Annotated in this window: 25 protein-coding genes; 1 reads left to right on the top strand and 24 read right to left on the bottom strand. The window is 59.2% G+C overall.

The window, feature by feature from the left end; translation table 11 throughout:
• Positions 1-178 precede the first annotated feature (178 nt).
• Together I5961_RS08955 and I5961_RS08950 are read right to left on the bottom strand one after the other, a co-directional pair.
• Positions 179-898 carry a molecular chaperone gene (locus I5961_RS08955; RefSeq protein ID WP_085700737.1) on the bottom strand — a complete coding sequence of 240 codons (720 nt, stop codon included), beginning with the start codon at positions 896-898 and terminating at the stop codon, positions 179-181.
• Between the two features lie 54 nt (positions 899-952).
• Positions 953-1,543, bottom strand: coding sequence for a fimbrial protein (locus I5961_RS08950; protein WP_170929786.1), 591 nt, complete (start codon positions 1,541-1,543; stop codon positions 953-955).
• Between the two features lie 439 nt (positions 1,544-1,982).
• On the opposite strand from I5961_RS08950, the gene I5961_RS08945 reads away from it, so the two are divergent.
• Positions 1,983-2,390, top strand: a complete 408-nt coding sequence (locus I5961_RS08945) for a response regulator (protein ID WP_227234982.1) — start codon at positions 1,983-1,985, stop codon at positions 2,388-2,390.
• Positions 2,391-2,481: 91 nt separating this feature from the next.
• Here the strand turns inward: I5961_RS08945 and umuC are convergent, their stop codons facing one another.
• The 22 genes from umuC to I5961_RS08835 form a co-directional block, all read right to left on the bottom strand.
• Entirely contained in the window at positions 2,482-3,759 is a 1,278-nt protein-coding gene (gene umuC / locus I5961_RS08940; protein ID WP_227234980.1) for a translesion error-prone DNA polymerase V subunit UmuC, read from the bottom strand.
• Positions 3,752-4,177, bottom strand: a complete 426-nt coding sequence (locus I5961_RS08935; RefSeq protein WP_227234978.1) for a LexA family protein — start codon at positions 4,175-4,177, stop codon at positions 3,752-3,754. The genes umuC and I5961_RS08935 overlap by 8 nt, the downstream gene beginning before the upstream one ends.
• A gap of 124 nt (positions 4,178-4,301) precedes the next feature.
• Positions 4,302-5,096 carry a DNA adenine methylase gene (locus I5961_RS08930; RefSeq protein WP_227234977.1) on the bottom strand — a complete coding sequence of 265 codons (795 nt, stop codon included), beginning with the start codon at positions 5,094-5,096 and terminating at the stop codon, positions 4,302-4,304.
• A gap of 149 nt (positions 5,097-5,245) precedes the next feature.
• Positions 5,246-5,788, bottom strand: a complete 543-nt coding sequence (locus I5961_RS08925; RefSeq protein ID WP_227234975.1) for a lysis protein — start codon at positions 5,786-5,788, stop codon at positions 5,246-5,248.
• Complete coding sequence (locus I5961_RS08920; protein WP_227234973.1) at positions 5,770-6,333, bottom strand: glycoside hydrolase family 19 protein; 564 nt, start codon at positions 6,331-6,333, stop codon at positions 5,770-5,772. The genes I5961_RS08925 and I5961_RS08920 overlap by 19 nt, the downstream gene beginning before the upstream one ends.
• Before the next feature lie 30 nt (positions 6,334-6,363).
• On the bottom strand, positions 6,364-7,413 hold the full coding sequence (locus I5961_RS08915; protein ID WP_227234972.1) for a phage late control D family protein: 1,050 nt from the start codon (positions 7,411-7,413) through the stop codon (positions 6,364-6,366).
• A 90-nt stretch (positions 7,414-7,503) separates the two neighbouring features.
• Positions 7,504-7,710: a tail protein X gene (locus I5961_RS08910; protein WP_227234970.1), complete on the bottom strand. Its 207-nt coding sequence runs from the start codon at positions 7,708-7,710 to the stop codon at positions 7,504-7,506.
• Positions 7,685-8,530: a phage tail protein gene (locus I5961_RS08905; protein WP_227234968.1), complete on the bottom strand. Its 846-nt coding sequence runs from the start codon at positions 8,528-8,530 to the stop codon at positions 7,685-7,687. The genes I5961_RS08910 and I5961_RS08905 overlap by 26 nt, the downstream gene beginning before the upstream one ends.
• 9 nt (positions 8,531-8,539) lie before the next feature.
• Complete coding sequence (locus I5961_RS08900; RefSeq protein WP_227234967.1) at positions 8,540-11,089, bottom strand: phage tail tape measure protein; 2,550 nt, start codon at positions 11,087-11,089, stop codon at positions 8,540-8,542.
• A gap of 156 nt (positions 11,090-11,245) precedes the next feature.
• Positions 11,246-11,560 carry a phage tail assembly protein gene (locus I5961_RS08895; RefSeq protein WP_227234965.1) on the bottom strand — a complete coding sequence of 105 codons (315 nt, stop codon included), beginning with the start codon at positions 11,558-11,560 and terminating at the stop codon, positions 11,246-11,248.
• Between the two features lie 12 nt (positions 11,561-11,572).
• On the bottom strand, positions 11,573-12,076 hold the full coding sequence (locus I5961_RS08890; protein ID WP_085683143.1) for a phage major tail tube protein: 504 nt from the start codon (positions 12,074-12,076) through the stop codon (positions 11,573-11,575).
• A 12-nt stretch (positions 12,077-12,088) separates the two neighbouring features.
• Complete coding sequence (locus tag I5961_RS08885) at positions 12,089-13,255, bottom strand: phage tail sheath family protein (protein ID WP_227234963.1); 1,167 nt, start codon at positions 13,253-13,255, stop codon at positions 12,089-12,091.
• A gap of 103 nt (positions 13,256-13,358) precedes the next feature.
• Positions 13,359-13,802 carry a phage tail assembly chaperone gene (locus I5961_RS08880; protein WP_227234962.1) on the bottom strand — a complete coding sequence of 148 codons (444 nt, stop codon included), beginning with the start codon at positions 13,800-13,802 and terminating at the stop codon, positions 13,359-13,361.
• Positions 13,803-13,804: 2 nt separating this feature from the next.
• The gene (locus I5961_RS08875; RefSeq protein ID WP_227234960.1) at positions 13,805-15,763 is read right to left on the bottom strand and encodes a phage tail protein; all 1,959 of its coding nucleotides are present in this window, start codon (positions 15,761-15,763) and stop codon (positions 13,805-13,807) included.
• Positions 15,760-16,365, bottom strand: a complete 606-nt coding sequence (locus tag I5961_RS08870; protein WP_227234958.1) for a phage tail protein I — start codon at positions 16,363-16,365, stop codon at positions 15,760-15,762. Before I5961_RS08870 ends, I5961_RS08875 begins: the two co-directional genes overlap by 4 nt.
• Position 16,366: 1 nt before the next feature.
• Positions 16,367-17,251 carry a baseplate J/gp47 family protein gene (locus tag I5961_RS08865; RefSeq protein ID WP_227234957.1) on the bottom strand — a complete coding sequence of 295 codons (885 nt, stop codon included), beginning with the start codon at positions 17,249-17,251 and terminating at the stop codon, positions 16,367-16,369.
• Positions 17,248-17,574, bottom strand: coding sequence for a GPW/gp25 family protein (locus tag I5961_RS08860; RefSeq protein WP_085683149.1), 327 nt, complete (start codon positions 17,572-17,574; stop codon positions 17,248-17,250). Before I5961_RS08860 ends, I5961_RS08865 begins: the two co-directional genes overlap by 4 nt.
• A gap of 5 nt (positions 17,575-17,579) precedes the next feature.
• On the bottom strand, positions 17,580-17,813 hold the full coding sequence (locus I5961_RS08855; RefSeq protein ID WP_227234955.1) for a hypothetical protein: 234 nt from the start codon (positions 17,811-17,813) through the stop codon (positions 17,580-17,582).
• A 55-nt stretch (positions 17,814-17,868) separates the two neighbouring features.
• The gene (locus tag I5961_RS08850) at positions 17,869-18,438 is read right to left on the bottom strand and encodes a phage baseplate assembly protein V (protein ID WP_227234953.1); all 570 of its coding nucleotides are present in this window, start codon (positions 18,436-18,438) and stop codon (positions 17,869-17,871) included.
• Positions 18,435-18,974: a hypothetical protein gene (locus I5961_RS08845; protein WP_227234952.1), complete on the bottom strand. Its 540-nt coding sequence runs from the start codon at positions 18,972-18,974 to the stop codon at positions 18,435-18,437. The genes I5961_RS08850 and I5961_RS08845 overlap by 4 nt, the downstream gene beginning before the upstream one ends.
• 1 nt (position 18,975) lies before the next feature.
• Entirely contained in the window at positions 18,976-19,632 is a 657-nt protein-coding gene (locus I5961_RS08840; RefSeq protein WP_227234950.1) for a hypothetical protein, read from the bottom strand.
• On the bottom strand, positions 19,629-19,949 hold the full coding sequence (locus I5961_RS08835; protein ID WP_227234949.1) for a hypothetical protein: 321 nt from the start codon (positions 19,947-19,949) through the stop codon (positions 19,629-19,631). The genes I5961_RS08840 and I5961_RS08835 overlap by 4 nt, the downstream gene beginning before the upstream one ends.
• Positions 19,950-19,951: the final 2 nt, after the last annotated feature.

The following is a 19,951-nucleotide window of genomic DNA, read 5'->3' as shown; positions in this document are numbered from 1 at the left end:
GAAAGATATTTACTAGGCTTCTGCTGAGCACACGCCTTCCGCGACTTCCTTCTGTATTTTCTAATTTGCATGGAATAAGGCCGAAATTCCGTCAAAAAGCGACTTCCTGTGCACGGGGAATACTGGGGACTTCCCCATGGCGTGCGCGGATCACATTGCTAAAAAAGATGCAGCTACGTCAGAATTTGATCGATGCCTTGTGATCGATCAGCGCGCCGTAGTCATTGATAGATTCCCAGACAACTTGTGCGTCGCCTCCGACCGACGCTGGAAGTCCCTTGATTGCCATCTTCTGGGAGCCACGCGGACCAATCATGGTAGGCTCAAGTACATATTCTTTCTGATCCGCGATTACGCTCACCTTGGCGAACGAGACATGAAAGGCTGAGTCATTGGTTACCAACAATACTGCTTGGCCTGCTGTTCTCAGAATATTCCACTTCAACGTGCCGGCGGCTTCATCTGCGCTCCCTGGCAAACCGTTAGGGCGATAAAACAACTTCAAGCGTTGACGGAAAGCCACCTGCAAGCTGTTTTCTGAACCACTGACCTGAGGTATTTCCTGAACACTCACCCAGACTGCAGTCTCCCGGTCTTCTGGCAGCCCTTTGCCTTGGTAGAAAATGCGCAACGTCTGCTGCTTGCGATAGCTAAGGCGTGCAAGTGATGGTGTTATCGCAAAAGGGATTTCACCATTGGCCTCTCCTGCACCCGCCTCAATCCAAGACTGGATCATAATGTCATCGTTACCCTCGTTACGAACCTGAAGCGAAGCTTCATGATCCGACGCTGGAAAAACGATTCTCGTCCCACTCACTTGAATACCTGCGAGTGTTACTCCAGATAGCAATAAGAGCGTGAACAGTACGCAGATACGAACAAAGTTACCGGTATTCATCAGCGACTCGCAGAAAACGGGAGGACATATAAGCCCTCCCTTTTTTAGGACGATTTACTCGTATGTCAGAGTGAACGGCAGAGTGCCATTGGCAGTGCCGGGCTTTAGCTCGGCGCCATTGGCTACGTAAGAAGCCCGCATGCGCATAGCTGCTGAATACTTCGCGTCTTTACCTTCACCTTCAACGACCAAAGGAGCAGAGTAGGTTTCGTTGCCAGACATGTTGATTAGTTGGTTGTTATCGTCAAACATGCCGATGCCCACGCCCTCAGCACTGCCCGTGATTTTCAGCAGACTGTTGTTTTTAGGATCGACACCGGAGCCGGACATCGGGTCGAAACTAAACTTGACAGTTGTAAGGCCGGCAGCCGTGTTACCACAGTCCAGGTTGAGGTTGATAGCAGTGCCGGCGGCGATATTGCCTTCACCTGCACCATTGATAGCGTCCATGCTGATCTTGCCGAGATTGACATCGACAATCTGCTGACCAGCGCTGCCACCCACGGTGGAGCCTGCACCTGCAGAAGCGACGCAAGATGCAGCGACAATTTCACCGGTGAAATTTATGGTGCCATCGGCGGCGAAGGCATTACTGGTCATCGTGAATGCAGCCGAGGCGAGCATCAGAAACTTAATTGCTTTCATGGAGATAAAACTTCCTTGCAGTGTTGTATCAGGCGGATAGCGCATTGATTTAGCGCAAGGAAATTCTAAAAATTGAGAATGAGTTTTGGAGCGGGACGCGTCTCGATTGAGAGCAAGAAACTTCTTGTGCGAATCTCCACTTCAATACTGGTTTCGTATTGACGCCCCGAACTGTCTGGACTCGGCTCGGTCGCTCATGAGCATCCCCTGGTTGCCGATAGCGGTGGCATGTGAATGTCCGCTTCTGGCCGATAGCGGTCGCATGCGAACGTCCGTTAGCGGACGTTAGGACCTCGGTGCTCATGCCATAGCCGTGTGCCATCAGAAAAAAGAATTAGGCTCCGACCGTGAAAAGCATCGCCGTGTACAACTATAAGGAGTAGGGTGATAGAACTGCGTTCGTCGCAATTGCGGCTTACCAATCCTTGGAGCCTGATTGATGAACGCGAATTGGGAGTTGGCTCGCCCCATCTTCGGGACTGTAATCGTGGTCGAAGACGATCCAGTTATACGGATGTTGGTAAAGGATATTCTCGACGAAATTGGGGCCAAATCCGTGCTTTTCACCAGCGCTGACGAGGCGTTCAACTATCTTCTTGGCACGCACGCCCATTGTTCGCTGGTGATTGTCGACCAGGGATTACCAGGAAAGATTCAGGGCTGTGAGTTCATTGAAATGGTTAGGGCAAAATGGCCGGCGGTACGCTCTATTCTCACCTCCGGACACCTTTTGGAACCCGCCACTATTCCCGCTCACATCACCTATCTGCACAAACAGTGGTCGCCAGATCTGTTAATTACTACCATTCTTACCTTGTTATACCCAAAAGCCAGAGCCTCTGCCTGATCATCGTGTATCGTCCCTGCCCTCGCTTTGTACTCGGCAGGTATCAGTGCTTATGCACGATATAAACGCGACTATCAGCGCATCTGTTGAGTCATTTGCAATTCACAGTCCATAGCTGATCCAGCCGTGTAGTGTAGCTCTGGCTCATCATTTCTCGCCGCATGGCCCACTCCGGGTTGCTAGGGACGCTAGCTGCTCGCAACGTCCCCCTTCCCCACCGTTCGTTGATCTGATCAAGTACGGCCATGACCTTGGTAGATTCAGTCGGTTGAGAAGCCGCAAACAGATCATCCGTGTATTCACCTGGCTGACACAGGTTCATCAGCAATACTTCCGCCTTGCTGTACTTGAACCCTGGGCGATATACCCGATCCAGCGCATCGACTGCGGACTTGGTCAGTAGCCGGACGTCATCCGTGGGGTAAGGCATATCGATCACCACACCATTGGCGTACTTCGCCTCCTCCGGATTGAACATGCCGGTGCGAATGCTCACGCGCACTTTCTTGCACAGCGAGTTTTGCGCCCTGAGCTTTTCTGAGGCTCGCATCATGTACGTGGCCACCGCCTCCTTGATCGGTGCCAGTTCCGTCAGCCGGGTGCCGAACATTCGACTGCAGCAGATCTCCTGCTTCGGAGGTTCGGGCTCGTCGAGTTCCAGACAGGGAGTGCCGGCCAGTTCTCGCGCCGTCTTTTCGATCACCACACTGAAGTTTTTACGTAGCGTCCAAGGATCAGCTTTTGCCAGATCCATCGCACTCTTGATTCCCATCGTATCCAGGTGCGCTTTCATTCGACGCCCTATACCCCACACCTCTGAAACATCAGTGTTGCGCAGCACCCAGTCACGCTTAGTTGGGTCGCAAATATTGACGACACCGCCCGTCTGCGCCTGTAGGCGTTTGGCCGTATGGTTGGCCAACTTGGCCAGTGTCTTGGTCTGAGCAATACCAACCCCGACTGGAATGCCAACGCACTTCAGTACCTGACTCCGAATTTTTCGACCAAGGCCGTCCAAATCGTTGATGCCGGTGAGCTCGACGAAGGCTTCATCGACGCTATAGACCTCAACGGCCGGCACCATCGACTCAATCAGCGTCATGACGCGTTCACTCATGTCTCCGTAAAGCGCGTAGTTCGAGGAGAACGGGACGATGCCGTGCTGCTTAAGCTTGTGTTTGATCTGGAAGTACGGCTCGCCCATCTTCACGTAAGGCTTGGCGTCGTAGCTGCGGGCGATGACGCAGCCGTCATTATTCGATAAGACAACGATGGGGACCTTTGCCAGGTCAGGACGAAACACTCGCTCGCAGCTGGCGTAGAAACTGTTGCAATCGATCAGGCCGAACACCGGCACTCGCTTAGACATGACTGCGCACGCTGCCAATGATCACGCCCCAGATCGCAAGCTCGTCGCTTTCCAGCACGTAGCGCGGTGGATACTTGGGATTTTCAGACAGGAGGATCACCTCTTTTCCACGGATGCACAGCCGCTTGCAAAGCGGATCATTGTTAAGCAGCGCAACAACAATATGCCCGTGCGCCGGCTCCAGTGAGCGATCCACTACCGCCAAATCGCCGTCAAAGATTCCTGCGCCCTGCATGCTCTCTCCGGCAATTCTCACCAAGTAAACATGCGGGGCACGAATATTGAGCACTTCGTCGAGCGAGATATGGGTTTCGATGTGATCCGCTGCCGGCGAAGGAAAGCCTGCCGGCACCCGAAAAAGACAGAGAGGTAATTTCCGACCGGCCACAGCAATAGGGCTTAGGATTGAAAAGCTCATGACGCACGACTTCCGATACTGTACGAATATACAGTTAACGTTCAGAACGGCACTCGGTCAATTTTTGTAGGAAATATCGGATAAACGGGAGGGCGGGGACTAAAGAAATGACAACCAACATCCGTCAGAACAATCCACCCAACACTACCGGCTCCCAGTTCATGATTACCAGCTCGCCACTGACTTCAGCCTTCCCCTGCCGCTGATTGGCTGTGGTGTAGCGGATGTCCAGAGTCTCAAAGTGGAAGCCTTTGAACACACGGCGGATATCGGGATGATCGTTGATGCTGACCATCACCTTGCCTTCGCAGCGGCCCATGAAGTCGGCCATCCGTTCATAGTTCTCAAACGGAAAGTCCACGCCATAGCCGGCGGTCTGCCAGTAAGGCGGGTCCATGTAGTGGAAGGTATGGGCACGGTCATAGCGTTCCGCGCATTCAAGCCAGGGGAGATTTTCGACGTAGGTGCCGGACAGGCGCTGCCACGCGGCCGAGAGATTTTCCTCGATGCGCAGCAGGTTGATGGCCGGAGCGGTAGTCGCCGTGCCGAACGTCTGACCGGAGACCTTGCCGGCGAAGGCATGGTGCTGCAGGTAGAAGAATCGTGCGGCGCGCTGGATGTCGGTGAGGGTTTCGGGGCGGGTCATTTTCTGCCATTCGAACACCTGTCGCGAGCTGAGCGCCCATTTGAATTGGCGCACGAACTCTTCGAGGTGGTTCTGCACGACGCGGTAAAGCGTGACCAGGTCGCCGTTGATGTCATTGAGGACTTCGACCGGCGATGGCTGGGGCTTCATGAAGTACAGCGCGGCTCCGCCGGCAAAGACTTCGACGTAGCATTCGTGTGGCGGAAAAAGCGGAAGGAGGCGGTCGGCCAGGCGGCGTTTGCCGCCCATCCAAGGGATGATGGGTGTAGACATAAAAGCAAGACCTTTACTGTATGTATAAACAGGTGCTAGGCTCGCCGCGCTTTGTGCACGGAGCAAGAGCCTTGGCTGGACTTGCAGGGACAATCTGCAGGGACGGCGGTCGATCCGGATGTTGGCGCATCCGGACCGGCCGCTCTTTTTCACTTCGGTGCTGAGACTTCTTTGGCGTATGCCTGACAGGCTGCAAGGGCAATCAGCCCCCGGTCGCCGTCGTCGGTGACGCCGATAATTCGTTGAGCATGCGCTGAGTCAAGTTCGGCTCTTGTGGGGCCATAAACCACGCCGCCGGTGGCGGTGGTGGCTGACACCGATCCTTTGCCGGCAACGGTGGCGGCATCGAGTAGGACTGACAGGCGCAGATCAGCAGTGGCAAGGCGGTCGCGCAGGCGACCTTGATCACGTTGGACATCGCTCAAGGCTCGGTAATGGGTTTGTTCGCTGGCTGCCAGACGCTGCTCGATCGCGAGGCGTTTGTCTTGTTCGACACGCTGCTGTGCGGCCGAGGCCAGGGCCAGTTGATTGAGGGTTTCGGTATGAAGGCGCGCCTGCTCGGCGAGCTGTTTGCCGTAGCGCCAATCTTGAATTTGCCAGACGGTGGCCGCGGATCCGCCGGCGAGAATTGCCAGCAGCAACACGCTGACCAGCAGCCGATACGGCGCCGGAATCAGTTCGCCGAGACGCATAACACCGCCCTCGCCCGCCCCCACAACTGCAGGCGCTCCTGCAGACCGTTCAGGCCGCCGTTGATCTTGCGGGTGATTGCCTCGAACTCGCCCTGATCCGCCAGGGCATTCAGCTCGCGAACCCACCAGAACCACGCGGCCGACTCGGCAGCCCACTGCGGCAACTCTAGCAGCTCCGGCGTGCGCAGCAATCGCTCATCGCCGAACAGCGCCAAGCTGCAGCGCAGGTAGTTGTTATGGCCGGTGATCTGAATCAGGCCCCGGCCCCGGTAACGCTGGCCATCGCCGTCGGCCTCGGGCGTGTTACCCAGCCGCACGGCCAGAGTGCCGGTGTCGTACTTGCTCAGGTACTGGTCACCGCCCAATTCGCGCACGTAATTCAGCTCGCCGGATTCGTGTCCGACCTGGGCGAGAAATGCGGCTTGGCGTTTCGGTGTGTTGATCTGCCGGTAGGCCATAGCGGCATTGAGCGCGGAAACAAAAACGCCCGCTTGGCGGCGGGCGTTGGGCATGATGCGTTGCAGCTGTTGTTCCGTTAGTGACATGAATTTCTCCTGGGTGATGGGAATGCCGCGCTACTGCTTGATCTGAACAACCTTCAGATCCTTCGCCGGCTTTTTCTTCTTGCCTTTGGCTTTCGCCTTACCCTTTTTGCCGCCGTTGCACTCGACTGTCGTGCTCCAGCCGGCCTGAGTGAATACCTGTTCCACCGAGTCGACCAGGTACTCGCCATCGAGCCCGACCTTAAAGCCCTGGGCGTTGATTGATCGTTCGGCAAACAGATCAGTGCGCCCCGCCATCTCCAGCCGAACGCCGGCCGTGGAGCGGTTGAATGCGGTGAGACGCGCCTGGGCTGCCGCCTCGGCCGCTGACTTGTTCGGGTAGATATGGCGGTCGGTGTGCACCGGCGGCAAGCCATCCGGCGATTCGTCGTTGTCGAGGGTGACCACGGCGAGCTTTCCAGTCTTTTTGTCCTGGTGCTTGGTCGACACGGCCTTGTGGGTATTGCGGTCGCCGAGTCGGAACTGAAAGCGGCTTACATCCCGACGCTGAATAGTCACCACCCCGAACGCCTTGCCCGAGGCGCTCTGCCCCGCTTGCCGTGGCATGACCAACAACTTGCCGTCGGCCACCTTGGCCGTGCAGTCGTATTGTTTGGCCAAGCGCGTGATGAAATTGAAATCCGACTCGTTGAGCTGATCGGCGCGCGGCACCTTGGTCTGCACCGGGCAGACCGCCTGCCAGCCGTTGCGTGCGGCGACATCAGCGACGATCCGCGACAACGGCACATTTTCCCAGCTGCCGCTGCGAGTGGTTTTGCCACTGCCGCGCATGTCGCTGGCCTTGCCGCTGATCACCAACGTGTCCGGCGGGCCGGACAGCTCGATCTCATCGACGACGTAACGGCCGATGCGGGTCAGTTTGGTTTCCGCGTAGCCCAGGTAAATCTCGATGCTGGCTCCGCGCGGCGGCAGCACCACCGCGCCGTCGCGGTCGTCGATGCGCAATTCAAACTCGTCGGACTCCATACCGGGTTTGTCGGTGGTTTTCAGCTGCAGCAAGCGGTCATTGATCCGCTGGGTGATGTCGGCGCCGTCGGCCACGACACGAAAGTTTGGGGTCATTTATTTTTTCCATAAAAAAACCCGCACAAGGCGGGTTTTGAAGGGGTGTAGCTGCAGGTACAACAACGGCTACGCTATGACTGTAGACCATCAATTCCAAAGTACCAGGCCTTCTTGAATGGGACCAGGCAGGTCCGGTAGTTCGATCACGATGCCGGCGCGATACGGCTGCGGCTCATCGGCCAGCCCCTGATTGGCATCGAGAACAGCCTCGACCGTTCCGCTGAGATGCCCATAAGCGTGGTAACACAGGGTATCGAGCAGATCCCCGTCAGACGTTCTGCAGGTCATCGCCATAACGCACAAACTCCAAAGTGAACGCCTGCTTGCGCGGGATCCCGCCTTGCAGCAACGCGCTCTGTTCTTCATCGACGCTCTTCAAGCACCAGGTGCCGAGCACGTCGCCATAGCCGGTGGTAAGTGTCAGCGGCAGCTGCTGAGCGCCGAGGCTGCGCAGCGTATCCAGTTGCTTGATCCCACCCTTGAAGCCCGGAAAGATCGCGCCTTTGAGCGTGATCTTTTCCTCACCAATGCCAACCGCCTGTTGCGCCGGCCGCCGGGTCAGGCGTTCCTGCGAGGCCCAGCGGTATTCCGTGGAGCGCCGCAGTTCCTCGAAGGCGGCGGTGTCTAGGTTGAAGTAATACGAAACCGCTTTGGGATCCAGCGGCTGTACGATCAGCAGGTGCGGAAATGGCTTCACCGCTTCCGGTACCGGCGTCGCGTCACCGGCCAGCGATCCGGTGGGCAGGATATTCCCCAGCGACGGGCTGACCTTGCCAGCAATCTTGGTGATCGCGGTCGACGCTCGCGCCGCCTGCTCCTTCAACTCGCCCATGCGTTCATCGATCTGCGACACAGCTCGCGTGGCTTTGTTGTAGGTGGCCACCACCTGCCCGACCTTGGCCTGGGCGGCGTTCACCCCGCGCATCACGCGCTGCAGTTTTTCACCGACTGCCGGACCGACAATCGGAATGCCTTCCAGCTCCGAGGCCGCGCCGCTGATCTCGCTGATCGCGCCGTTGACCGGTCCCATCATGCCGTCGAGGCTACGCCGCCCGGTCTCCCCGGCCGCTGCCAGTAGCTTGAGCCCTGACTGCAGCTGTTCCATGTAGGCCATCAGTCCTCCTTACACATGCGGTTCATCGTAGAGTTTGCGGTTCTGCAGCTGTTGTGTGGCCTGCTGCATTTGCTGCGCGATGAAGGGCTGTAGCTCCCGCGCCATCTGTGCCGGATCCTTGGCATCGCCCTGCACGGTAATGTGCAGCGGCGCCGAGATCTCGACCCGTTGTTCGACCTTCGGTGTTTCGGATCGGGGTGCCGGGATCGGCGCGGCCAGCAGAAGTGGTGGAATCAGAGCGCTAGCAGGCGTGGTCAACGAGCGGGCGACATCGCCCAGCGCTGCAGCGTCGGCTGGGCGCTCAGGGAGCAACTTACTGACCGTGGGCACCGCAGGTGAAGTTGCATCCGGCGCAAGCGGGCCGGGGGCGGATTTCGGCGCGAATGATCGGGCGATGTCACCCATCACCGGCGGCAGGTTTTTTCCGGCATCGGCCATCATCAATGGCCCGGCGTCCGGTACACGCTTCAGCGACTCGTCGGTGCCGAACAGTTTTTTTCCCAGAAAACCTCCCGCTGCGTCGCCGCCCATGTAACCGAGATAACCGCCGATCATGCCGCCAACGATGTTGCCAATGATCGGCACCGCCGAACCAATAGCAGCGCCTGCAGCTGCACCGGCCAAAGTGCCGGCCAGCCCACCTGCTGCCTCGCCGTAGCCTTCGGCCTTTTCGTCCTGAGTCACCGCATTTTCGTAGGTGTCGTAGGCTTTGAAGCCGGCATCAACCACCGCGAAGAACGCCGGGCCCTTGACGCCTTCGGCGATCTTGGCACCGCGACCGCCGCCTTCGTGACCGCCGCCCCGGCTGCCTTTGCTCTTCTTGCCTTCGCCGGCCTTCCCGTCCTTCCCGCCTTTGTCCTTCTTGCCTTCGCCGCCATCCAGATCACCGGCATCCAATCCACCGCCGGCACCCGGCAGGTTGGTGACGATCACTTTTTGCGGGATGTTCGGGTTGCCCATCAGCGTGCCGCGCCCGAGGTTCATCAGCCCCTTGCCGACCTTAAAAGCGCTGACGGCACCCTTGAGTGCGACCAGCCCAGCCACGGCCGTACCAATGCCGAGCGTGACCCGTGGAAACTCATCGGCGAAGCCTGATAGCTTGCGGCTGACGTTGTTGATGCCGTCAGCCACTGCGTCGGTAACCGGCCGGATCGCATCGCCAATGCTGCGCATGGCGTCATCCATGGACTGGGCCATCTCGGACCATTTCTGCGCTGAGGTTTGCCGGCGTTCGGCGAGGTTCTTGTCGAGGATCCCGGTGGCATCGGCCGAATCCTTTTTCAGCTGGTTGTACAGATCCTTGTTCTGCATGTACGCGGTCAGAGCCGCTTTCACCTGCATGTCGGCAAACAGGTCACCGGTGCGCAAAGCCTCCTCCAAAGACTTCATCATGGCCTTGGCCTTTTCGGGATCAGCCTCTTTGCTGATCGCGGCTGTGGCCTTAGCCATCTCGGCGGCCCGTTTCGGATCGGTCGCTTCGATGTACTTCTGCGCCAGGGCGAAACTGGATTCCAGTGTGGACATGCCGTTTTGCAAACCGGTCTGCATCGAGCCCTTGTAGTCGATACCGGCCTTTTTGTAAGCGTCGACCGTCTCGCCGGAGCCGATTTTTTCCATCCAGTTTTTGAGGTTGTTCGCCGCTTCGTCCGAACCGCCGGCGGTCTTCATCTGCACCTGAAGCATGGCGCCCAGTTGCGTCACCGAATCCATGCCGGTGATACCCAGCTTGCCCATGCCGGCCAGCAGCTCGGGGAACCATTTGGCCATGTCGACCGCTTCAAAGCTGCCTGCCTGGCCTTGATAGGCGATGGCTTCCAGCGCTTTTTCCATCACCTTGGGGTCAGTGATCTTGGCGTTCTGTCCCAGTGCGTTGATCATCTTGGCCGTTTCAGTGCCATCCGATCCTTGGCCCACGGCAAACTTGGCCGCCGTCGGTGCATAAGCCAACGCCTTGTCCAGCTCCATACCGGCGCCGACCAGCGCGTTGACTACCTCGGCCACTTGGTTGCGCGCCATGCCGGTGTCGCGCGACGTGTCGATCACCGTCTTGGACAACTGCGCCTCTTCCGGTGAATTGGCAATGTTGGCCTTGATCGCGATGTCGCGAATGATCGCACCGTAGTCGGCGCTGACCTTGGTCGGGATGGCTGCGGCGGCAGTCAGCGCACCAGCCTGACCGAGGGTGCTTTTCAGGCCGGCCCGCCCCTCCTCGATCTGCCGGTGTCCCAGCGCTTTCAGTTCGGCACCGGCGGCGACGCGGCCCATGGTCGCGTAAGCCTTGCTCAGCCGTCCGACCTCGACGCCCTGTTTCTTGAGCAGCGCGAGGTTCTTTTCATATTTGGCCAGCAGCTTGTCCGCGCCTTCGGCGCCGGTCGCGTGAGCCTTGCGCCACTCTTCGCGTAGACGCATGGTGTCGCCGATGGTGTTCTGCAGGACTCGGGCCTTACTGCCCACCGAATCCAGATGTTTGATCTTGCTTTCGACGTCCTTGAACGCTTTGCCTACCGTCTGATCGACGGCGCCGCCAATGACAAAGCCAAGCGCGAGGTTCTTCGCCATGTGCGTGCCTTATGCGTCGGAAAGAGTTGAGCGGTGGCTCAGTCAGAGAGCCACCACACCAGTTCGTTGAAGGGCATGGCCAGGATCTCGGCTGCTGAGAACCCGGTCTCCTTGGCCATGCGCTTGGCCAGGATCTTCAACGTATTGCCGTCGCATTTACTCGTCCGTGACCAGGCGAAAGTAGCCGGCCTGCAGGCGCAGGTAATCGACCATCTTCAGACTCATCAGATCCGCTTCAGGGGTTTGGGTCAGCGAAGCGAACAGCGACATTTCGCGCTGCTCAGCATCACCGTTGGAGGCCGCCTGCGCAGCTCGCACATCACGCACGCACGGTGCACGCATCATCAGGGTGTCCACCGTGACACCTGATAGTTCTGTCGGGTATTTGAGGCTGATGCGAAAGCCTTCGTCGGACAGCTGCAGCCACTTAGGCAGCGGTTTATCAGTGGTCGATTGCATGTCTTGCTTCATTGTTTGTAATCCTTAAAGGCCCAGGGCCGCACGTTCGTCTGCGAGCTGGTCGACGCCATCGATGACCAGCACCATGCCCAGCATGTCGATCTCGTAAATCACCCGGCCGGCGACTTCGAGCTTGTAGTAGGTCAATGCCATGTTGTGTTTGGTCTCAGCCTTCTCACCGGCCTTCCAGTCGCCCATGTCGACCTCCTTGATACCGCCACGCATGGTGACGATCACCGGGGTGACCTTGCCCTTGAGCCCCTTGAACGAACCTCGGAACACAGCGCTGCAGGCGGTGCGGTCGGACAAACCGAAGAATTTGAGCGCTTCGCGCCGCACACCGTTGGTGGTAAAGCCGGCTTCCAGTTTTTCCACGCCGGTCGGGATCTCGACCTCGCCGGCCATACCGCCACCTCGATAGGCTTCGGTTTTGAGCACCACCTTGGGCAGGGTCAGGCTCGGCATTTCGCCGGCAAAACTGACGCCGTCGATAAACCCGGCGCAGTTGGAGAGAACTTCAGGAATCATCAGGGTGCCTCCTTAGGCAGGTTCAAGCACTTCGGTCATCCACTCGTTGGTGACCTCAAAAAGGAAGTTCGGGTTTTCAGCTGGCGGCACATCGGTGAAGCGGATACGCCAGTACACCTTGCCCTGCTCGATCTGGCTGGCCGTGTTCAATTCGTGATCCGGGAACACTTCGAAGTTGATCACCGCACCTTGGTTCTTCAGGTCGCGCATGAACGCTTCCAGGCCGTCGGTGACGTCCTTGACGTAGGTCTTGGTGATCGAGCGGTCGACCGCCCACTTGTGGCCGGCCTGCACCGCATCCATGAGGATGAACAGCGTGCGTACGCGGGTGACGAACGCCCACTTCGGATCGCTCGACAGCGTGCGGTTACCCCAAAGGCGGTAGCCGTCGTCGCGAATGATCGTGGTGATGTTGGCGTTGTTGAGCAGGTTGGCCCGGCAGGTCTCGTCGCCATCCAGGTACTCGACCGCGCGAGTAGTGCCGGTGATGCCGGTGAACTCCTTGTTCGACGGCGAGGCCCAGAAACCGTAGGTCGCATCCGTCCAAGCAAACAGGCCGGAGGTCCAGGCAGAGCCGGGAGCATCCACCGTCTTGCTTACTCCTGAATCCCAGAACTGCACACCGGGATCGACCATAAACAAGTTGCGACTGCCGAAATTGTCGGCGTAGGCCATGGCTTCTTCGTCGGTGGTGCATGGCCCGTCGATGATGCCGATGGCGCGTAGCTTCTGCGCCAGACCATCGATGGCGGTGGCCACCGCCTTAGTGGCCGAATGACCAGGTGCAATCAACAAACGCGGTTGGGCGTTGAACAGACTTTTGCCATCGAGCAGTGCCTGCAGGCCAGTACGCTGGCCGGAGGCCAGGACGCCGCCGATGATCGCCGAGGTCTGCAGCGCGGGGTCGTCCATCTTCGGCACGCCGATGGCGACGATCACCGCCTTAGCTTTTTTGTAGATCGCCTGGCAGGCTCGGGTAATTGCCGAATCCGCACCAAACGCTGCAATGGCTTCGCGCTCAGTGGTGATCAGCTTCAGTTCCCCAGCTTTGGCAGTGCCGCCGCCGAGCACACCCGGCGTGAAGGTGTCGCACAAACCGATGATCGAGGAAGACGGCAGCGTGATGGTGCGCGCGCCGGTGTCGACCGCTGTGGTCGTGACGCCGTGAAAGAAACTCATAAGGCTCGTTCTCCAGAAACGAAAAAGCCCCGCGTGTCTGCGAGGCTTGAGGTGTTGGTGTTGCGTGAGGCGCAATGAAAAACGCCCCGTCATTGCGGGGCGTTCAGGTGGTTTGCGTTGCCAACCAGGTCGGCGCCAGCGGTCGGTGTTCTGCGAGCGGGAATTGTGAGCCTTGCGGCCAGTCGCGCAACATCCGGCGATAGGCCTGCAACTCCGCGTACTGCTCGACCGCGAGCGAAATCGCGCCACCCTCCTCGAGTTCGTCGCGGTGGCGAGACACCAACGGATCAGTCAGGGCCAACTGTGCGTCACGCCAAACCCGCTCGATTGCCCCCAGCTCGGCAGCATCCAGCGGCGGCGGATCGATCAGCACTGGCTGACCGTCGGGGCGGGACGACATTTTTTTAGGACTGGTTTCAAGCTCTTTGAGCAGTCCAAGCCAATTGCCCTCGGGCACCTCCACCACGTCCGCTGGCATATCAGAGCCATGCACATCCAACCTGTAAGCCCCGCAGGTAGAAGGACTAAAGAAAATAACTTTATCCATAATTAGAAACCTATTACTCGCCAAAGAACCGACCATCCCGCTTGACCGCCCGAGGCCTGCGCAACGCGGAGAGTGCAGCCGGAATTATTCAAAGTTCCTGCGACGACACACGCCATCACAGGCAGCCCGCCTTGATGCAATAGGGAAACGTTACGCACACCGGCCCCGGAAAAGGCTAACGGGAAAGAAACGTAAACTTGACCATTGGCATCCGTTGTCCCTACGCCCCATTGTTCGATCAAACCGCTAGGGTTCTTGACCCAGCCGGCCACGGCATTATTACAAGCGAACTCTGGCGCGTATTTCAAAGCAGACAATCCGCTTTCAACGACCCATTGCCCGTTCCCCGCCGTTATCACGATGGTAGAAAGCGATTGCAGAGTCACAGAAGTCAGCAAATTGCCGGTAAGCGCGGCAATAAAATCCGCACCCTGACGAGCAATGGTGATCACTCCAGGCGCGGAGTTGAATAAATAAAAATTCGTGCCACTGGGCACCGACGTCAGAGGCGGCAGGGTCAGCGTCCCTGACGCCGCCAGCACAATACGACAGCCAGCAGCCGAGGCAGTGAGTGAAGCGGGCAACGCCCCGATATCCACACGCCCGGCAAAATTCCCCTGTGCTCGCTGCGCAAACTCCGTCGTGGCCAGCGCCTTGCCGCTATCGAACTGCGGCTGCGTGATGAAGTGCGCGCCGCTCATCGTGCCTGCAAAGCGCAATAGCGCCGAACCGCCGACCAGTCGCCACTGGTCTTGCAGGCGGATAAACTCGGCCGTGTCGCCCAGGGCCAACACCAGAGGCCCGGCCACACCGGTCGAGGTGTACACCACGTCTGTACCCGAACCCACGACTTTCAAGCCACCCGGGCCAGCACTGACCAACGTGATCGTGGCTCCCTGCGCAACACCTGCTGTCGGCGGCAAGGTCGCCGTGAGCTGTGCTGCGGCGGAGAAACTGTGAAGGCCTCCGACGTGCGCCGCCGAAAGCACCAGGCTCGCATCGCTGGTCGTGAACCCCGAGAACTCGATACCGCGCCGCTTGAGAAATTCAGTCGTCGCCAGCGACTTGCTGCTATCGAACTGCGCAGGCGTGGGGGCCGTGGGGTTGCCGGAGAACGTCGGCGAGAACAACCGGGCAAAACCGTCTGTGATGTCCTTGAACGTCAGTGCGGTGGTGCCCACAACAATCTGGCCATCCGTTACCAGCTGCCAGATCGTGTCAGCCTGAGTTGCGCCAACCTCGACCGCCACCGTCAGATTCGGCGTCACCTTGGTATTGTTGTCCGCATCCTTGGCCCGCACCCAAGCACCTACCGCCGCCACCCATGGACCATTGTCCTTGGCCAACGTCTGGTTCTTCACCAGTACCCGGTCACCGGCGTTCAACGAAACCCCGTCCACCACCTGCAAACCGACCAGGTTGATATTAGCCGTGGTGGCTGCTCGCACCGACTGCTTGATGTCGAGTTTGCTCAGTTCCTCAAGAATGCGTGAATCGACCCACTCGCGCGTTGCCAGCACCACCGCCGGATCGATCTTGAGGCTGATCTGTGCGGTACTGGAAACAATGAGGTTCATCCGCACCACCTGCGTGCGTCCCGAACCCTGCGACAGAACTGGCTTGAAGCTCGGCGCGCAGTTGGCCACCGCGACCAGGTCGCCGTCCGCATCGTACAGTCCGACCTCACGAATCCAGCGGCCACCCTCATCGGCTGGAATCACCTGCTCGGCGATGATTACTGCCGCATTGACCGGATCAATGCGTAGCTGATTCAGCGGCCGCCGGCGCCACTCGTTGATCAGTTTGGTTTGCTTGGCGCTGGGCTGCGGGTCAGTGCCGTTCGCATCGCCCAGGCCCATCTGTGTAATGTTCCAGGGAACCCCAAGCACGTTGGCATTCGCCAGCTTGGCGGCACCCACGTCCGTGAGGATCGCGAAGAACTTCGAATTCTCATCAATCATGAATAAATGTCCAAGGTGTCAATGGAGTGTTCCCGCCCAACCACACCGAAGTTGCCGGTGACGTTGATGTCCTGCATTTCAGGCGGGTAAATGTCGAGTTCGTCGCCGTCGTAAAGGCATGCACCCACATTCAGGTTGCCTTGCGTTTCAAGGCTGATGGCCAGACCCGTCAACTTGCGGCTAACCGGTTTGGCGTCATCAATCAGGCGTTCGAGTTCGAGGTACATTTCCTCGGTGATGCCGGTATCCAGCACCCCGACCTTCAACGCAAAGGTGCCCGGCACGCCTTCTGGCACCGTGTTGAACCATTCGACGATCTCGATCAGGTAACCCAGCGGTTCGACGACTCTGCGCAAGGCACCGATGGTGCCCTTGTGTTTGTGGATAAAGAACGACGCCTTGATGGCCGAGCGCTTGACCGGTTCCGACCAGGCTGGATCCCAGCGGTCGACCGACCAGGCCCAGGCCAGATGCGGCAGCAGGTGCTCCGGACAGGTGTCGGGGTTGTACAACGTGCGCAACGGAATCAACGTGGTCTCGGCGAAGGTCGCCTCGATACCCCGTTCCAGGGGAGTGCTGTTGAGCGGCAAAAGACTGCGCATGTCAGCCTCCCAGCACGACGGTGTAACCCGTGCAGTACGCGGCCTGCGCCTTGGTGGGTTTCAGATCCTGCCAATCCTTCAGTTCCACTCGCGCAACACCGGCAACATGCAGCTGCGCATCGACCCCAGACCGAGCTACCTCGACGCCCAGCCGGCGCCGTGGATTGATCCAGGCTCCCAATCGACGAATCGCCTCGGTAAGCGCCGCGTCGTTCTCCGGGCCGGCGCCTTTCATGTGCAGCACGGCGTCGACCCGGTAACGCAGGATCTCGGCGCCGCCCACGGTGACGCGATCACCAACGGGCCGCACGTCGTCATCGTTCACCGCCTTCGCGACCAAGGCCAGCAGTTCCGGTTCGGCCGTACCGTCACCCTCAAGTCCCAGCACCGTGACATCCACGCAGGCCGGCGCTGGGCTTTCCGCCGTGGCATCAGCGACCAGCGCCGAAGCGTTCCGTGCATGGAGGATGTAACTATTGCGGGGGCCGGCCGTGGTCAACCCTTCATAGGCCAGTTGCACGCGCTCACGCAACGCATCATGGGATTCCATGACCGCTGCAATCGGCGGCACAGCCAGAGGATCCGCCGCCTGGATCACTAGGCGCTTGAGGTTGACGTTGGCGGCCAGGTGATCCAGATCGGCGCCGGTGGCGTAGGCCAGTAGCTGAGCCTTGGCCGCGTCGTTCACGCGTGCTCGGTTACCGAGCTTGATGTAGCTGCCGACCTCCAGCAGCTTGGTCACTGGATCGCTTTCCAGCGAGGCGGTCCAGTTCTGCCCCATGTGCCCTCGGAACACGCCCAGCGCTTCGCTGTACGTGTCTTCAAAGTCCAGCGGTTCCAGCACGTCCGGTGCCGGCAGCTCCGACAGATCTACCAGGGTACTCATACCCACACCTCCAACGTGCCGCGCTCACCGAGGTATTCGCCGCTGATCTTGAAATTGATTTTCCCGCCGAGGACGGAGACAACCACGATGCGCTCAAGCTTGAGTCGCGGCTCCCATTGGTTGAGTGCCCGCACGGCCTCAGCCTGCGCCGCGCTCTTCCAACCTTCGTTGATCGGCAGGTCGACCATGCGCCGCAGCTTGCTGCCGTACTCCGGCCGTTCGCGGCGGCTCAGCAACGGTGTGCCGAGGATGTCCGCAACCGACTGACGTAGATGCTCGATGCCGGAGATGGGCTGCCCGGTGTGGCGATCCATTCCGATCATCGGGTCTACTCCTTGAGCTGCTCGTATTCAGGGTGAGCCTTGAGGTATTTCAGCGCGACGTCATCGCCCGCCTCGACCATGACCAGGCTCTTGACCACGGGAAGGGTGCGACCGTCCGGCAGAACCACCGTGCGGGAGGTGTAGAGGGCGTCGCGAAATTTCACTGCGGATGTGATCGGAACCGGTAGGATTACGGCGACAGGATCCTGCCCCGATGTATCGTCTTGAGGTTTGGCCATGATTGCTCCGGGCATGAAAAAACCCGCACAAGGCGGGCCGAGATGGATGGTTTCACTAATGTTTGTGGTGGTTGCTGTTGCCGGTCGTGTCCAGGATCGCGCCGTCGCTGGTGATGTCTCCGGTGACGTGCAGCGATCCCTTGATGTTCACCTTGGCTTCGAGAGCAATCGTTCCCGACTTCACAGTGACAGCACTGTCGGTCACCTCGGCTTGAGTTGACCCGACCTTAATGGTGACGGTGCCGGTTGGCAGACTGATGGTGTAGCTCTTAGCTTCCCAGTCGTAGATCAGGGATCCGCCGTCCTCAAAGCGCCAGACTTCGACGTGGTCACGGTTGTCAGGCGGTGGCCCGCCGTTACCGTATAAGCCGGGAATGAACGTGCCTTGTGCCACTTCGCCACTGGCACTGATCAAGGTGCCCTGCTCATTCAGGCTTGGCGCTCGCCAGTGCCGTGCCTTGCCGGCGGCGACGCTATGCCAGCGCACCCAACCGCTGACCCATTCACCGTCCGAAACGCGGCACACCGGTGGTGACGCCGTAAGATCCACCGCCACCACGTAGCAGTCCTTAACCAGGCCGGCGAGCATGCGGTCATGCTGGGCGCTAACGTAGCCGCCGCTCATGGTAGATCCTCCGGCGCAAAGTACTTGTCCTTGTTGGCCAGACCGGTGTCAGGCTCCACGCCGAACAGCAACGTGCCCGGTGGTTGATCAGGCCACGGCCATTGCGTTTCACCGAGGTAGATCTGCTGCGTCCATTCCACAACCCAGACGGTGTAGCCGTCCAGCTCCGGCTTGGTCCAGTCCTGCATGGCCTGAACAAACTCTGCCGGTTCGACTTCCACACCCCACGACTGCATTCGCAGCAGCACGGCCAACTGCCCGGCGATGAACACCGCTTGCTGATGGTGATCGGGCTGGATCGGGTCGGTAATCACCCGCGCCTCAAACTTGCAGGACAGACCCGTTTCGCCCGTTCCCGGATCGAGTCCCGGCTCCATCTCTGCCAACTCGATCAGAACCGCCGGCAATGCGATGCGATCATCAATGTGCGGCCAGACTGCAACAGTCTGAATACCTGGCAGGTGATCCTGAATATGCCGTTCAATGGCTTGATACAACTGCTCCAGGCTGAACGGCTCATCGACTTGGTCCGTCATGTCATGTCCCCTTCAGGTGTTTCCACAGTTCAAAATTGAGTTCCTGCTGCAGGACGTGCAGCAACTGTTCGTCGGCCTTGCGGATCCAGCTTTCGAAGTGTGGCCGCGCCTGCTCCAGCGACACCTTGGCTTTCGCCAGCGGGAAACGACTGCCGTGTTCGGCAATCCAGCCCGAACTGACCCCACCCGCGCCACTGACGTCGCTGTCGGGGTAGTCACTAGCGTTGAAATGCTTGCTGGTTGTACGGATCCAGACGTCCGCGCTGTTGCCGTAAACCTTCTTGAAGAACGCCCCCTCAAAGCGACGCCCCGCCACTGACACACCGGAACGGCTCTGTCGAGGCCGGCCAATGCGGCTGGCTTCCATGGCGTTGAGGCCGAACCACAGCTTGCCGCTGTTCGCACTACCGCTGACCGGGTAAGCTCGCAGCCGCTGCCGCACAGCAGCAACCGCAATGCGCTCCTGTCGGCCAACGGCGCGAGCAATTTGCGTGGCGAGCCATCGCAACGTTTTGTTGATGGCTCGCCGCTGTGCCGCAGCAGCGGCCTTGGGTACCAAAGCGGCGAAATCCTGAAAAGCTTTCAGGTCTGCCGCCGAGGTTTGCAGCGAGATCATTCCGCCGCCGGCCGAGGGTTTGAAGTAGCTGCCGACACTCATGGTCGTTTCCTCAAAATCAAGGCGACCAGACCGTCACCGGTAGGCTCAAGCTGCAGCAGGTCGTAATCCCCACCACCGTCCAGTTCCGGTACGTCGACGCTTACCAGCAGCCCCTTGCTCAAACCATCGGCGTCAGCGACGCGGACCTCGAAGCGCGGCTCACGAATGGCTGTATTGATCCGCCCCATACGCGGTTGCAACCAGGGCGCCGAGAACATGCCCAGCACCGGTTCGATGCGCCCCTCGATCCGCGCACGGTCGCCCAAGGTTTCGAAGACGACGTCGTCGACATCGGCCATCAGCTCGCGAATGCCCATGA

The sequence above is a fragment of the Pseudomonas sp. IAC-BECa141 genome (assembly GCF_020544405.1).
Classification (GTDB): Bacteria; Pseudomonadota; Gammaproteobacteria; order Pseudomonadales; family Pseudomonadaceae; genus Aquipseudomonas.
Note: the sequence above shows the minus strand (reverse complement) of the source record. Positions and strands in the feature narration are given on the sequence as shown.

What these genes read in the sequence shown, in the direction of transcription:
- I5961_RS08955 (WP_085700737.1), bottom strand. Translation starts at nt 898, where the DNA reads ATGAATACCGGTAACTTTGTTCGTATCTGCGTACTGTTCACGCTCTTA.
- I5961_RS08950 (WP_170929786.1), bottom strand. Translation starts at nt 1,543, where the DNA reads ATGAAAGCAATTAAGTTTCTGATGCTCGCCTCGGCTGCATTCACGATG.
- I5961_RS08945 (WP_227234982.1), top strand. Translation starts at nt 1,983, where the DNA reads ATGAACGCGAATTGGGAGTTGGCTCGCCCCATCTTCGGGACTGTAATC.
- umuC (WP_227234980.1), bottom strand. Translation starts at nt 3,759, where the DNA reads ATGTCTAAGCGAGTGCCGGTGTTCGGCCTGATCGATTGCAACAGTTTC.
- I5961_RS08935 (WP_227234978.1), bottom strand. Translation starts at nt 4,177, where the DNA reads ATGAGCTTTTCAATCCTAAGCCCTATTGCTGTGGCCGGTCGGAAATTA.
- I5961_RS08930 (WP_227234977.1), bottom strand. Translation starts at nt 5,096, where the DNA reads ATGTCTACACCCATCATCCCTTGGATGGGCGGCAAACGCCGCCTGGCC.
- I5961_RS08925 (WP_227234975.1), bottom strand. Translation starts at nt 5,788, where the DNA reads ATGCGTCTCGGCGAACTGATTCCGGCGCCGTATCGGCTGCTGGTCAGC.
- I5961_RS08920 (WP_227234973.1), bottom strand. Translation starts at nt 6,333, where the DNA reads ATGTCACTAACGGAACAACAGCTGCAACGCATCATGCCCAACGCCCGC.
- I5961_RS08915 (WP_227234972.1), bottom strand. Translation starts at nt 7,413, where the DNA reads ATGACCCCAAACTTTCGTGTCGTGGCCGACGGCGCCGACATCACCCAG.
- I5961_RS08910 (WP_227234970.1), bottom strand. Translation starts at nt 7,710, where the DNA reads ATGGCGATGACCTGCAGAACGTCTGACGGGGATCTGCTCGATACCCTG.
- I5961_RS08905 (WP_227234968.1), bottom strand. Translation starts at nt 8,530, where the DNA reads ATGGCCTACATGGAACAGCTGCAGTCAGGGCTCAAGCTACTGGCAGCG.
- I5961_RS08900 (WP_227234967.1), bottom strand. Translation starts at nt 11,089, where the DNA reads ATGGCGAAGAACCTCGCGCTTGGCTTTGTCATTGGCGGCGCCGTCGAT.
- I5961_RS08895 (WP_227234965.1), bottom strand. Translation starts at nt 11,560, where the DNA reads ATGAAGCAAGACATGCAATCGACCACTGATAAACCGCTGCCTAAGTGG.
- I5961_RS08890 (WP_085683143.1), bottom strand. Translation starts at nt 12,076, where the DNA reads ATGATTCCTGAAGTTCTCTCCAACTGCGCCGGGTTTATCGACGGCGTC.
- I5961_RS08885 (WP_227234963.1), bottom strand. Translation starts at nt 13,255, where the DNA reads ATGAGTTTCTTTCACGGCGTCACGACCACAGCGGTCGACACCGGCGCG.
- I5961_RS08880 (WP_227234962.1), bottom strand. Translation starts at nt 13,802, where the DNA reads ATGGATAAAGTTATTTTCTTTAGTCCTTCTACCTGCGGGGCTTACAGG.
- I5961_RS08875 (WP_227234960.1), bottom strand. Translation starts at nt 15,763, where the DNA reads ATGATTGATGAGAATTCGAAGTTCTTCGCGATCCTCACGGACGTGGGT.
- I5961_RS08870 (WP_227234958.1), bottom strand. Translation starts at nt 16,365, where the DNA reads ATGCGCAGTCTTTTGCCGCTCAACAGCACTCCCCTGGAACGGGGTATC.
- I5961_RS08865 (WP_227234957.1), bottom strand. Translation starts at nt 17,251, where the DNA reads ATGAGTACCCTGGTAGATCTGTCGGAGCTGCCGGCACCGGACGTGCTG.
- I5961_RS08860 (WP_085683149.1), bottom strand. Translation starts at nt 17,574, where the DNA reads ATGATCGGAATGGATCGCCACACCGGGCAGCCCATCTCCGGCATCGAG.
- I5961_RS08855 (WP_227234955.1), bottom strand. Translation starts at nt 17,813, where the DNA reads ATGGCCAAACCTCAAGACGATACATCGGGGCAGGATCCTGTCGCCGTA.
- I5961_RS08850 (WP_227234953.1), bottom strand. Translation starts at nt 18,438, where the DNA reads ATGAGCGGCGGCTACGTTAGCGCCCAGCATGACCGCATGCTCGCCGGC.
- I5961_RS08845 (WP_227234952.1), bottom strand. Translation starts at nt 18,974, where the DNA reads ATGACGGACCAAGTCGATGAGCCGTTCAGCCTGGAGCAGTTGTATCAA.
- I5961_RS08840 (WP_227234950.1), bottom strand. Translation starts at nt 19,632, where the DNA reads ATGAGTGTCGGCAGCTACTTCAAACCCTCGGCCGGCGGCGGAATGATC.
- I5961_RS08835 (WP_227234949.1), bottom strand. Translation starts at nt 19,949, where the DNA reads ATGGGCATTCGCGAGCTGATGGCCGATGTCGACGACGTCGTCTTCGAA.